General features: G+C 43.9%; 9 protein-coding genes. 5 read left to right on the top strand and 4 right to left on the bottom strand.

What is annotated here, in order from left to right; all coding sequences use genetic code 11:
• The first annotated feature begins 3 nt into the window (after positions 1 to 3).
• Complete coding sequence (locus H0W44_02465; protein MBA3581296.1) at positions 4 to 4,059, top strand: EAL domain-containing protein; 4,056 nt, start codon at positions 4 to 6, stop codon at positions 4,057 to 4,059.
• A gap of 9 nt (positions 4,060 to 4,068) precedes the next feature.
• Positions 4,069 to 4,497 carry an HIT family protein gene (locus tag H0W44_02470; protein MBA3581297.1) on the top strand — a complete coding sequence of 143 codons (429 nt, stop codon included), beginning with the start codon at positions 4,069 to 4,071 and terminating at the stop codon, positions 4,495 to 4,497.
• Here H0W44_02470 and H0W44_02475 read toward each other — a convergent pair.
• The gene (locus tag H0W44_02475; protein MBA3581298.1) at positions 4,494 to 6,323 is read right to left on the bottom strand and encodes a long-chain fatty acid--CoA ligase; all 1,830 of its coding nucleotides are present in this window, start codon (positions 6,321 to 6,323) and stop codon (positions 4,494 to 4,496) included. The two genes, H0W44_02470 and H0W44_02475, sit on opposite strands and share 4 nt — an antisense overlap.
• Positions 6,324 to 6,447: 124 nt before the next feature.
• Between H0W44_02475 and H0W44_02480 the strand changes: the two genes are divergently transcribed.
• The 3 genes from H0W44_02480 (at position 6,448) to H0W44_02490 (ending at position 8,691) form a co-directional block, all read left to right on the top strand.
• Positions 6,448 to 7,572: an AFG1 family ATPase gene (locus tag H0W44_02480; GenBank protein ID MBA3581299.1), complete on the top strand. Its 1,125-nt coding sequence runs from the start codon at positions 6,448 to 6,450 to the stop codon at positions 7,570 to 7,572.
• 232 nt (positions 7,573 to 7,804) lie between these two features.
• Positions 7,805 to 8,155, top strand: coding sequence for a hypothetical protein (locus H0W44_02485; GenBank protein ID MBA3581300.1), 351 nt, complete (start codon positions 7,805 to 7,807; stop codon positions 8,153 to 8,155).
• 167 nt (positions 8,156 to 8,322) lie between these two features.
• Positions 8,323 to 8,691 carry a hypothetical protein gene (locus H0W44_02490; GenBank protein MBA3581301.1) on the top strand — a complete coding sequence of 123 codons (369 nt, stop codon included), beginning with the start codon at positions 8,323 to 8,325 and terminating at the stop codon, positions 8,689 to 8,691.
• Positions 8,692 to 9,627: 936 nt separating this feature from the next.
• Here the strand turns inward: H0W44_02490 and H0W44_02495 are convergent.
• From H0W44_02495 to typA, 3 genes are all read right to left on the bottom strand, one after another.
• On the bottom strand, positions 9,628 to 9,873 hold the full coding sequence (locus H0W44_02495) for a hypothetical protein (protein MBA3581302.1): 246 nt from the start codon (positions 9,871 to 9,873) through the stop codon (positions 9,628 to 9,630).
• 263 nt (positions 9,874 to 10,136) lie between these two features.
• A complete protein-coding gene (locus tag H0W44_02500; protein ID MBA3581303.1) occupies positions 10,137 to 11,258 on the bottom strand; it encodes a diguanylate cyclase in 1,122 nt (373 codons plus the stop codon).
• Between the two features lie 157 nt (positions 11,259 to 11,415).
• Positions 11,416 to 13,233, bottom strand: a complete 1,818-nt coding sequence (typA, locus tag H0W44_02505) for a translational GTPase TypA (protein ID MBA3581304.1) — start codon at positions 13,231 to 13,233, stop codon at positions 11,416 to 11,418.
• Positions 13,234 to 13,392 lie beyond the last annotated feature (159 nt).

The following is a 13,392-nucleotide window of genomic DNA, read 5'->3' on the forward strand; positions in this document are numbered from 1 at the left end:
CCTGTGAACACTCGACATAGCACCTCTTCCACCGTTCGCTTATTAATTGCGGTCAAAGGCCGCACTGACAATATAGATGTGCGCGAAGCCCTGAAAAACACTAAAGGCATGGATATAGAATGGGAAAGCGCACGCACCGTTAATGATTTTCTTAAATTTTTAAACACGCCCGACTTTGATTTAATTTTGTGTGATACCTCGCTCATCAACAACGACACGCAGGCACGTTTGCTAGCCATCACTAAAAATGATACAGCAACACCGTTAGTACTGCTCTCGCACGGTATTGATAGCGCAACTCGCAAGCTCGCAAATACTCTAGGCGCTATTCAATTATTTGATATTGATGAATTTGAAACTGAAAGCTTACAAACTTTTTTAAACTTATTAATCAATTACGGAAAATTGCAGCATGAACACTTACGCTACCGACACGAGTCTAGTGTTTTTGGTTCATTAGCCGGCGCCTATCATTATCGAATCAATGTTGCTGTCGATGGCAGCATGATGACCGAATGGGTTTCTGATTCGTTTCAACAAGTCACGGGATTTACCATTGATGAAATCAATGAACGCGGCGGCTGGATTCGATTTATAAATCCCGACGATTTACCCAACATTAAAGAATTTGCTGATACTTTAAAGAAAAACCAAACCACTACGGTGCGTTATCGAGTGCGCACCGCTTCTGGGGATAGCATTTGGTTGGAAAGTTATGGCCAACCCGAATGGAGCGCCAAAGAAAAACGTGTCGTCAAAGTCGTTGGCGGTGCGCGTGATGTTTCTGCTGAAGTATCGGTAGAAGCGCAACACCTACATGAACAGCAACAACAACGCATCATTATTGAATTAAGTCAGCTAGCCACTCAAGCGGAACATATCAACGATTTATTTCGGCGTGCAGTGCTCACTATTACACAAGTCATGGACGCATGGTTATGCGAAATTTTTGTCGTAGATGCCGCAGCTAATCGCGTCGTACTACGCGCCGCAACCGGCGTGCCCTCTAATCTGATTGGCGAGCTGGCGCTAACCTTAGCTGAAAATCATGAAATCGATTTTGTATTAAACAATAACGTACCCTTAATAATTGAAAACTTAAACCACGAAAAACGCTTTCAGCCATCCGAACATTTATGCAAACAAAAAGCCGTTTCTGGTGTTTGCATACCGATGGCTGTTAGCAAAAGACCGATTGGTTCGCTTTGTGTTTACCGTGCTGACGATCATGCCTTTACTCAAACTGATATCGAATTTTTACAAGCTATCGCAGCGATTCTTACCGGCAGTAGTTCGCAAACTCCCGCCGCTGCTAATGACAATTTGATTGAGCGCACCATTAAAAATACAAATGCATCACCCGCAAATGAAAAAATTTCGCCAATCCTTAATGCAACACCCACCATTGCTTCGCTAGAACAAGCCAATCTAGAATTACAACGCCGCGAAACGATGATCACAGCGATTTCCACAACCTCGCGTTTATTAATCAATGCTGGTAACTGGCAAGAACCTATGCGTGATGTATTGCGCGAATTGGGTCAAGCCGCGAATGTTGATCGTGCTTATTTGTGTAAAAACGCGGAAACCATTGATGGCAGACACGCTAGCGACGTGCGCTTTGAATGGAATAATAAAAACATTAAACCCAGCAACTTAGAATCATTAGTCAAAAACAAACCTAGCAACAAACAAGGTTTTGAACGTTTAGTGCAAACACTGTCTGAAGGCCAAATCATTGCCGCTGCAGTGACTTCTTTGTCTACCTCAAAACAAGATTTGCTGCATGAATTAAATGCTGCTTCCGTATTGATCGTACCTATTGCTGTAAAAGGCGAATGGTGGGGTTTAATTGGTTTCGATATGTGCGACACGAATCGTGCGTGGTCCAATGCAGAAATAGATGCTTTACGCATCGCCGCCGACAATATCGCTTCAACCATTGAACGTCAACAAAATGAAATGACTTTACACGCCATCATTGAAGGTACTGCATCTCAATATGGCAAAGAATTTTTCCGCTCTTTGCTGACGCATCTCGCACAATTGTTTAATGCTGAATTTGCACAACTCGTCGAAAAGCTTGATGACAAAACATTTTTCACCCATGTCGCGTGGCAAACAGATCACTTTGTTGAACCGTTTTCTTATGCGCGCAAAGGCACGCCCTGCGATACATTAACACCCGAAAAAGTGACGTGGTATCCGCGCAACGTCTGCGCCGACTTTCCTAAAGATTCCTGGCTAAAAAAACACAATATTCAAGGTTATATTGGTATTCCTATTACCAATACCGAAGGTGTAGCGATCGGTCACATCACTATCATGAGCGCACATCCTCTTACGCCACATCCACGCGATGTAGCAATTTTGCGCATGTTCTCGCATCGTGCTGGCGTAGAACTTGAACGCCAAAAAATCGAAATGGAAAATCGCCATCTTGCGCGTATTGCACTTGAAAGTCCTAACATGACATTAACCGCCGATTTAAGCGGTAAAATTCATTTCAGTAATCCCGTGTGTCAAAAACTTGCGTCGTCATTGGGTTTAGAGCACATAGAAGATTTGTTGCCCGATAATCATGTGGCGCTCATTGAACAAACCAAAGTAGATAATGAAAGCGTTATTAGCGTTGAAAATAGTGTTGGCGATTATATTTTGCAATGGAATTATTATTTGCAGAGTGACTTGGAACGCGTCCATATTTACGCCGTTGATGTTACCCAGCGCCGTATTCTCGAAGACCAATTGCGCCGCGACGCTTTTCACGATCCGCTGACGGATTTACCCAATCGCAGTTTTTTCAAAAAATTATTAGAACACGCTATCGAACGCCAACAACGTCGCAATGATTTTCGTTTTGCAGTATTATTTTTAGATCTAGATCGCTTTAAGATAGTTAACGACAGTTTAGGTCATTCTTTTGGCGATCGCTTTTTAAAACAAGTTGCCGAAATATTGCACAATTGTTTGCGCCCCGGCGATCATGTCGCGCGTTTTGGTGGCGATGAATTTTCTATTTTACTAGACAATATCACTGACGAACAAGAAATTATCTCCATTACTAATCGCATTCAATTTGCGCTCAGCAAACCTATTTTTCTCGACAAGCACGAAACCTTTACTAGCGCTTCGATTGGTATCGCTATTAGCGATCGAGGCTATGAATCAGCGGACGACATGATTCGCGATGCCGATATTGCCATGTACAGCGCCAAACAAGCTGGCAAAGCGCAACATGCTATTTTTGATGCGCACATGCATGCTGATATGGTGCATACCCTAAAATTAGAATCCGAGTTACGTGCCGCGATTCGACAAAATGAATTGCGGGTTTTTTATCAGCCGATTTATTCTATCGCTAATAAATGTATTGCTGGCTTTGAAGCATTAGTACGTTGGCAACATCCGAAACGCGGCTTTATTGAACCTAATGAGTTTATTCCGCAAGCTGAAGAATTAAGTATCATCCGCGAAATTGATCATTGGGTGCTGAATCAAGCAGCGCGTCAGCTGAGTATTTGGCGGCGTCAGCACGCCCAAGCAAAAAACATTACGGTTAATATTAATTTATCCGCTATTCATTTTAACAATATGAGCATATTGGCGGAATTAGGTATTGTTTTAAAAGACAATGATTTACCGCCCGATGCGCTAAAATTAGAATTAACGGAAAGCGTCATTATGAATGCCAGCAATCTTTCTAGCGAAATTTTTAATGTGCTTAATCAACGCGGCATGTACATCAGCATTGATGATTTTGGCGTGGGTTATTCTTCTTTAAGTCGTTTAGCCCAATTACCAATCGACGTATTAAAGATTGATCGTAATTTTGTGCACTCGATGCTGACCGATAAAAGCAGCTTGAACATCACGCGCGCCATCATTGATTTGGCGCATGATTTGGAAATGGAAGTCATTGGCGAAGGCGTAGAAGACGCGAAGCAATATCAAATGTTGGCGCGGCTTGGCTGTCAATACATACAAGGTTATTATGTATCTAGGCCAGTAGATGCGATTGCCGCCGAAAAACTATTACTCAATCCACCTAAACTATAAAATAATTTTATGCCTGATTTTTTACTGCATCCGACGCTTGCCGAAGATTGTATTGTTTTGGGTAATCTAGAAAATAATCTATTATTGTTAATAAACAACAGTTTAGTGCCATGGTTTATTTTGGTACCAAAAACGCGGCACAGCGTAACGGAGTTATACGATTTATCGATGCCCGATCAACAACAAGTTTTAAACGGCATCAACACTTTGTCTAAGTTTATTAAAGCCCGCTTTAATCCCGACAAATTAAATATCGGCGCCATTGGCAATGTAGTACCGCAACTGCACATTCATGTCATCGGTCGCTATCAACATGACGCTTGTTGGCCGAAACCCGTGTGGGGCAATCTTGCGCGCACGGCTTACAGCAATGAACGTATTACTGAGATCCGCACGTGGCTCACCGTCGACCTAGGCGAAAAACTGCTAAGCCATTAATGTTTTTGGTATAGCTGCTCAATAATATCCGCGAACTGTTCTTTCACTTTCTGACGCTTTATTTTTAATGAAGGTGTCAACAAACCATTTTCTACTGTCCACGCCTCAGTCGTTAAATGCACGTTACGAATTTGCGCATAACCGGGGAAATCTTTAAGTGCCTGCCCCATGCGCGCTAAAACTAATTCCATAATGGCGGGAGCACGCAAATTATTTTCATCTTTTGGATCTAAGCTTTGTTCTTTCGCTAACACTTGCCACGCATCATTCGCTAACACGGCAATCGCAGTTAAATAAGGTCGGCCTTCACCAATCACCACCACTTGCTCAAAAAGCGAATCGCCTACTATCGCCATTTCCATATCCGCAGGCGGTAATTTTTCACCGTTGCTTAATACGATAATATCTTTAAGACGTCCGGTAATATAAATATGGCCGTCTTCATCAATACGGGCTTTGTCTCCGGTGCGCAACCAACCATCTTCTGTAAAAGAATTTTTTGTCGCTTCTTCTAAATGCCAATAACCTTGCATCACTGCTGCGCTTTGACTTTGTAATTCATCATCCGCACCTATGCGTACTTTTACGCCAGGTAATGCTGGCCCGATGCTAGCGGGTTTATTACTTTGTGGCCGATTAACACTAATCACCGGACTCGCTTCGGTTAAACCATAACCTTGTAATAAATTAAGTCCTAAACCGATAAACGTTTTAGCCACTTCGAATGGCAATGCCGCGCCGCCACAAATAGCAATGCTTAAGCGTCCACCTAATCGATCTAATAATTTTCGCGCGACTAATTTATTTAAAAGTGGCCATAACAAAAAAGTGGGTGACCATCTGCGGCGTTTTTGCTGCCACAAAAACCGTTGCCAACCAACTGCTACTGCGGTTTTAAATAAAAAACGGACCATGAAAGGTTTTTCTAATAAGCCATTTTGAATTCTCTGATAGATGCGCTCATAAATACTCGGCACGGATACCAAAATAGTGGGTTTAATATTTATTAAATCTTCTGCTATCAAAGGAATTTCGCGATTATAAGCAACCGTCGCACCGATCATCATCGCAAGGTAATAACCCACTGTACGTTCCAGCGTATGCGACAACGGTAAAAATGATAAAAATAAATGACCGGGCCCAAGGTTCATGCTTTGCACGCCCGCCCACGCATTTTCTAACATATTGCCATGCGATAACATCACACCTTTAGGATGTCCCGTGGTGCCGGAAGTATAAACAATGCTGGCCAACTGATCGGTGGTGAGTGTTTCAAGCACGCTGAAATTATGTGCTGCACTGATCTTTATATTGGTTTCGGCTTTACTTAACCATGTTGCCAAATCAATTAAACGTTTATCGTGTTGATGCTCGCTCGCTATCGGCGCTAAGCTAATAACATATTGCACTTGCTTTAACGGTTCATCACTCGCTAATAATTGTTGCCACTGCTGACTGGTTTGCACTAACAACAAACGTGCGCCAGAATTATTTAATACATACGCGGCGTTATCAGGTCGGTCTTGAATATATAAAGGCACACTAACCAAACCCAAACTCATGACCGCTTGATCAAACAACACCCATTCACAAGAATTGGGCAACATAACAGCCGCACGATCACCTATTTTTAAATCAGTCTGCCGTAGCGCACCTTGCCAACGTCCGGCGATGTTGCCGATTTCTGTCCAGGTAAAACTTTGCCACTGCTGTGCCTGCCGATCAAAATAACGGTACGCAACATTTTGCGGGTCGCGGCGAATGCGCTCTTGAAACAGTCCCGGCAAGGTCAACGCTACGGCTGGACGAATAATATGATCATGCATCGCAAGAAATCCTAATCAGTGGTTTTTCCATAATCCATTGTAACCGCTTAAGCCGCTACTGCGTCTAGTCCGCATGCGTTAATATGCGACCCTTATTTGTTTGTGGTTGGAGCCGACTCGTCTCATGGTGACATTACCTTCCGGGCTGTATCAGCAACGCTTGCTCACGGCACAATTGCGCAACGATGCGGGTCAATTACACATCGTGGACTTGTTCGATCAGTTACACGCAAGGTTATTGCTCGCTCACGACCAACACAAAAATGGACGCAGTATTTGGGCGCGTCTTTTAACCCCGTGGCGCGCGCAAACGAAATACCCTGCGGTTCGCGGCCTGTATCTATGGGGTGATGTCGGCCGAGGTAAAACATTATTGATGGATATTTTTTATGAAAGCCTACCAAAGCACATTCCTAAAGAACGGCAGCACTTTCACCATTTTATGCAAATGATCCATCAACAATTACACAAGCACACTCAACAACAAAATCCTTTAGTGCACATCGCGCGCGAATTAGCGCAAAAATTCCGCGTGTTGTGCTTAGACGAATTTTTCGTCAGCGATATTGGCGATGCGATGATTCTGGCAAATCTATTAGAAGCATTTTTCGATAATGGCGTGTGCGTTATCACCACTTCAAATCGTATTCCAGATGATTTGTACAAAGATGGTTTACAGCGCGCGCGCTTTTTACCGGCGATTGCGCTGATAAAAACGCATTGCCACATCGTCCAACTGGATCATCCCATTGATTACCGCTTGCAAACATTACAGCGCGACGGCACGTATCACTGGCCTTTAAATACTGCCGCAGAACAACATTTAAGCGATGCGTTTATGCATCTCACCGAGGGACATGCCACCCACGCTCAAGCCAATCACATCCAAATTAATGATCGCGAAATTCCCACGCAAGCACAGGCGGATGGCGTGGTGTGGTTTAGCTTCGGCGCTATTTGCGAAGCAGCGCGTAGCCAGATTGATTACATTGAAATTGCACGGGAATACCACACGGTATTAATTTCCAACATTCCCATCATGGATAAATTTTCAGAAGACGCAGCACGACGCTTTTTAAATTTATTAGACGTATTTTACGATCATCGCGTTAAGCTGATTGTCTCGGCGGCGGCACCTGTTACCGACCTATATTGCGGCACGCGTTTAAGTTTTGAATTTGATCGCGCCACCAGTCGCCTCATTGAAATGCAATCTGAAGAATACTTACGCCAAAGCCACCAAGCTTAACCGCTGCTCATAAAATTTATTTTAAATACAAAAATTCATGCAAAAGCCTAACAAAATTCCAATAGCGACGGCGTATAACTAAATCCGTCAAATGCTTTCAAGAAGAAATACTCGCATTAAAAAAAGCGGATCATGCTATTGCGGTAGCATTATCAGGATCGAATCAAGCGAGCAATGCCATGGATGATGCGCACTGACCTCAACCGCTCCATAGAATTTATCGAGGTACAGCATGCCTATTTTCTCATTACAAACTATCGTGATTTTTTTAGTCACTTACACACTGCTCACCGGTTTGTGTTTACGTTTGACGCAACAACCCCGAAATCTTGGCAACATACTGCTATTTTTATTCACCGGCCTCATTCCCGCGTATGCACTCGGTTTTTTTTATCAGCAGTGGTTAAACCTGACGCGCATCGATATAGAACTTAATCTTATATACGGCTACTTATACGGCATGATGTTTGCCGTCGCCTTAGGCTCAAGTTTTGGCAGCTTGTTAATCAAACAACACTTTTTACCAGATGAAAATAAAGAAAACGCCGACCACAGCGGTTTTTTATTAGGCGAATTGCCATAATGAGTGGTGTATTCAACCATCATAAAACAGCGCGTATTCAGATTCGTCACTAGTCCTGCGTTTACAACCACTCAGCTTACAAAAAAGGAATTAACTAGCATTCATACAAACGCCTACTAAAATTAACACTAGTTCAGTGTGATTAACCGTTTGTACGAGAGGCCGTCATGATCGCTACCATTACTCCCATCACCCTCACTGCCGTCGCGCTCATGTATTTAATATTTGTTAGCGTATGCCTTGCGCTTGCTGGCGATCATCGACTGCTCACTATTCGGCATACATTAATATTAGCAATAACAGGTTTGATTCCCGGCTATTTCGCCGCAACGCTTTATCTCAACGCCGTGCGCAACGCTAATCTCTATGCCGATTCTTTACCGAGTTTATTATTGTTCTACGTCGTGCTGGTAGGTGCAGCAACTGTTGCGAGTACGCTGATGTATGCTTTATACGCACATTTTTTACCGGAAATAAAAACAACCATGGGCAAAGCTAGTTTTGTGAAATTTAGTAATGTAGCGCGGAGTAAATAACCTAGTCGGTTATTTTTTAAAAATAGCATATATGCGTTTAGCTCGCCCGGTCGTTATAACGCTGTGTTTTCTGTAAAAGCATTTTATTAGCCGGTTGCGCACCGGCGGGCGGTTACTTTCTTGTCGCGACAAGAAAGTAACCAAAGAAGCGCTCCCCGATGTCACGTACTGGAATGGAATAAAATTCCATTCCAGTATTTCTTCGTCATCTTTCAAGGCTGACGCGCCGCCTCAACGCAACATCGTGTTGCGATCGGCTCACCTGAACATCCCTGCTCAGGTGTCGCTAGCCTTTAAAGATTCCTCAGCGTGCCATAGCGGGCATTATCCCTTCGTTTAGCATATGAGTTAAATAAAGCGCGCTAACTTAATTTAAATGCCGTTTAGATAAAGCGGCACAGAATTGAGCAATATATAGGATGGGTTGAGCAATTTATCTTATTGGCTTTGCCTTGCCCGCGCCCGCAAAGTACGCTGACCCACAATTTTAAACTCGTCATGAGGAAGACTTTCAATGATAGTAAACTCAGCACCACGTTCCTGAAGAAGCCTGCGAAAACGACTGCACGTCCGATGACACCAAACACCAAGATATAAATCTGTAGGCGTGCGGCCTTCAAGATATCCTTCAAAAGTGATTTCAAGCTCTTTAAACGGGAAAAAATGTCGAATAAAAGATCTTTCGCCAACTATCACATGGCATGAACCTATAACTAGAAATGGAAGTGGCATTCTAATTGAATAGATATAATTGTTTCCTGCATTCAGGATCTAATACCTTTTAATATTAAGCTCCTAAAGTGCGTAGAATGGGTTGAGCAACGCTCAACCCATCATTATTCATCCATGCAACTTAATTGGTGCAATCCATCAATTAACTTTTTAATTAGAATTCCTTGCTAATCGAATTATAAATATCATTTCTATTGACGGATATTACACTCGCGCTTTAATTTCATAATGTTTTGTCTTTAACCAGACGTGAAGAAACCCGGGATCTTCACGTATATCAAGAGAAGCTTCCGTATACTTATTTATTTGTTCCCACCCGCCATCCATTCCGCCAACCATTTTAATTTGCCCATATGCTCTCGCTTCAAAACGAATATGATTCCCTTTTTGGCATTTTTTGCAGAGATAATAGATCGTGCTAATTTCTGGCCATGAAAAAGGACTATTCATTAGAGCTTCTTCTAAGTCGATAGGTGCTTGGCAATATATGCAATTCATAAGAATACTTAATGCTTCGTACAGGGAGTGAGCATAGAAAGACTAGGCACATACGACAAATCAACAAACGTCATCACTGCTCGGCTCTGTCATTTAATTCTTAAAAGTTAGTGTTACGCTTCATCTATATAAATTCCTTAAGCGCATAATTAAAAGAAATCTAACTAACTTCCCATTTCACCATAGCCCTACATACTTTGCAGGTGTATTTTTCTTTAGCGTCCATATTTCTGTTTCCATTCGGCAATTTGTTTTTCCAAGCCCAAGCCAATTAATTGATTTAAAAACACTAGCAGCGGCATTAATTGTTTAAACAATAAAACGCCTTGTACTTTGGTCAGTTTGTATTCACGGCGTTCCATCATGGACACGGCTTCAATCAATGTGGGTAGTTTTACTTTGTGCGCGACGTCGTCTTTGTCAGCAGCTACTTGCGGTGCCGGTAGTACTTTGTCGCCGCCGCTGTTTAATGCTTCTTGTAAGCTGCGTTCGGCTTCTAGCATTAACATTTCAAAACTGCGTTTTACTTTTGGCGGTAGTGCCGACACGCCGATGCTGGCGGTTAAATCAAACCGAGTGGTGGAATTGCTTATCGTTTTAGAACGTATACGTTTGCGCATGCGCTCGGCGACATCGGCGGCTGCAGCTAAGGTGGTATGTGGCATTAAAATAGCGAAGCGGGCTTTTTCTAAACGCGCAACAGTGTCTTCTACGCGGACTTCTTCGGTGATAAAAGAACCGATTTTTTGCAGTAGGCCTTTGATGATTTTGCTATCGGTTTGTCTGAATTGATCTTCGAATTTATCGAGCTCAACTAGTACCAACGCTAGTTCGCTGACATGTCGATTGGCTTCGGACACTTCTTGTTCGCCGCGCTGGAAAAAGAAACGTTTGTTTAGTAGGCGCGTGGTGGGATCAATAGAAACGGATTTTTCATCCATCACCAATTTTTCGCGCGGTTGAATGTGCGCTTTGGCTTTGGCTTTAAGATAAATAGAGTCAAAAGGTTTGCTAACAAAATCGGTGGCGCCGGCTTGTAAGGCGGATTTGGTTTTCTCTTCTGCGTCATCGGAGGCGGTGACTAAAATAACGGGCAAGCGTTTTAATTCTTCATCGTCGCTGGAGCGGATGCGTTGCATCAAGCCATGGCCATCGAGATGAGGCATATTTAAATCAGTGAAGACGCCACAAATGCTGTCGTCTTGGCGCAAGATGTCCCAGGCTTCTTCGCCATCGCTGGCTTCTTTTACGTCATAGTCTTCACTTAAAATACGTGAGAACGCTTTAAGTACAACGCGTGAGTCGTCAACAACAAGGACGCGTAATTTTTCAGTCATGAGTTAGGGCTTTGATTAGCAAATGGAGAATGTCGACTATAGCAATACCACTGGCGGGTACCAAGTCTGCAACCGTAACGTGGAATAGTTCAGAAGATAAAAACAGCAGCTTGCCCCAGGACGAGGCAAGCTGCCGCTTGCGGATAAAACCTAGTTGTTAAGCGCCGCTACGATCGCTGCGTTTACGTTCGTGTTCTTTAAGGAATTTTTTACGAATTCGAATGCTTAGCGGGGTGATTTCAACTAGTTCATCTTCGTCGATAAATTCTAAGGCTTGTTCTAAGGTCATGCGAATCGGCGGTGTCAGAATAATGTTTTCATCTGTCCCGGCGGCACGCATGTTAGTCAGCTGTTTGCCTTTTAACGGGTTTACTACCAAGTCATTGCCACGGCTGTGAATGCCGATAACCATGCCTTCGTAAACTTCTTCCGCATGGCCAATCATTAAGCGGCCACGTTCTTGTAAGTTAAATAATGAATAACCCAAGGCTTTGCCGGCGCTCATGGCGATTAAAGAACCATTGGTGCGTTCACCGACCATTTCAGTGAGTTTTGGACCGTAGTGATCAAACACGTGATAGATCAAACCGGTGCCCGATGTTGCGGTCATGAAATCCGTTTGCAAACCAATCAAACCGCGCGAAGGAATGGTGTAATCCAAGCGCACGCGACCTTTGCCATCGGGAATCATATCGGCTAACGCGCCTTTTCTAGCGCCGAGCAATTCCATGATTTTGCCTTGATGCGCTTCTTCAACGTCGACGGTTAATTGTTCATACGGTTCGCGCTGTTCGCCGTCGATTTCACGGAAAATAACTTCGGGACGCCCCACTGCTAATTCATAACCTTCGCGGCGCATGGTTTCAATCAATATAGATAGGTGTAACTCGCCACGACCTGAAACCCGGAAACGATCGGGGTCGTCGCCTTTTTCAACGCGCAAGGCCACGTTGTGCAGTAGTTCCGATTGCAAACGCTCCCAAATTTGGCGGCTAGTTAAGAACTTGCCTTCTTTGCCAGCAAACGGTGATTTATTGACCTGGAACATCATACTAACGGTAGGTTCGTCGACTATCAGCGGGGTCATGGCTTCGGGATTTGCAGGATCACAGACGGTGTCAGAAATATTTAACGGCGTGATGCCAGTGAAAACAACGATGTCGCCGGCTTGTGCATCAGGTACTTCGATACGTTCCAAACCGTGGAAACCATAAATCTGCAAAATGCGGCCATTGCGTTTGCTGCCATCAGCACCCACCACCACAACTTGCGAATTGCTTTTTACTCGGCCGCGGGTAATGCGGCCAATGCCCATCACACCTACATAGGTGCTGTAATCCAAGCTAGATACTTGCATTTGAAAGGGGCCGTTTGGATCTACATCCGGTACCGGCACATGCTCTACAATGGCTTCAAATAAAGCCGTCATGTCGCCCGAATCTACAGTCGCATCATTGCCCGCATAACCTTTTAAGGCCGACGCATAAATCACCGGGAAGTCGAGCTGCTTATCCGTTGCGCCGAGGCGGTCGAACAAATCAAAGGTTTGATCTAAAACCCACGCTGGACGTGCGCCGGGACGATCAATTTTATTAATCACAACGATCGGCGTAAAACCCATCGCAAAGGCTTTTTGGGTCACGAACCGCGTTTGTGGCATCGGGCCATCAACTGCGTCTACCAATAACAACACCGAGTCGACCATCGACAATACGCGCTCTACTTCACCGCCGAAGTCAGCATGGCCTGGGGTATCCACGATATTGATTCGATAATCTCTCCAACGAATCGCCGTGTTTTTCGCCAAAATCGTGATGCCACGTTCTTTTTCCAAGTCATTGGAATCCATCACTCGTTCGCCCATACCCGCGCGCGCATCAAAAGTACCCGTCTGGCGCAGCAACTGATCTACAAGGGTGGTTTTACCGTGGTCAACGTGGGCAATAATGGCAATATTACGAAGTTTCTCAATCATACCGAATACCTAAAAATATACCGTCCACCGACAGCGGTGAACAAAAGAGGCCGGATTATACGCATACCACCGTGCACAAGCACCTATCGAAAAGCGACTTTTCGACGAAATATCAGGTATTTAGATAAAGTTAGGACAGAAAACGACTTAGCTCGTAAG

Source organism: Gammaproteobacteria bacterium, from assembly GCA_013817245.1.
In the GTDB taxonomy this organism is placed as follows: domain Bacteria; phylum Pseudomonadota; class Gammaproteobacteria; order HTCC5015; family HTCC5015; genus JACDDA01.